This window comes from Pelomicrobium sp. G1 (assembly GCF_051905455.1).
In the GTDB taxonomy this organism is placed as follows: Bacteria; Pseudomonadota; Gammaproteobacteria; order Burkholderiales; family UBA6910; genus Pelomicrobium.
Map to the genome: position 1 here is coordinate 1 of NZ_JBQACR010000660.1, position 232 is coordinate 232.

Here is a 232-nt window from a genome sequence, read left to right on the forward strand (position 1 = left end):
ACGCTCACCCGTCCCTGGCGGATCCATTCCTCGATCTCCCGGCGGGACCCGAAGCCCGCCCGGGCCAGGACCTTCTGCAGCCGTTCCCCCTGGGCCGCGCCCGCCATCAGAGGCCCCGCCACTCCCGCACCGCCTGGGCGAGCGTCCCCGCGTCCACGTGTTCCAGCTCCCCGCCCACGTGCAGTCCTCGGGCGATGCGGGTGATCTTGAGCCCGTGGCCGCGCAGCAGCTC

At 74.1% G+C, this 232-nt stretch carries 1 protein-coding gene and 1 pseudogene; both read right to left on the minus strand.

Annotated features, from left to right (window positions below; all coding sequences use genetic code 11):
• A partial coding sequence (locus ACTFO6_RS20015; protein ID WP_439936020.1) for a S4 domain-containing protein occupies nucleotides 1-107 on the minus strand: 107 nt, incomplete at its 3' end.
• Nucleotides 107-232, minus strand: a pseudogene (gene recR / locus ACTFO6_RS20020) (recombination mediator RecR); the annotation flags it as partial. The pseudogene recR and the gene ACTFO6_RS20015, both read right to left, overlap by 1 nt.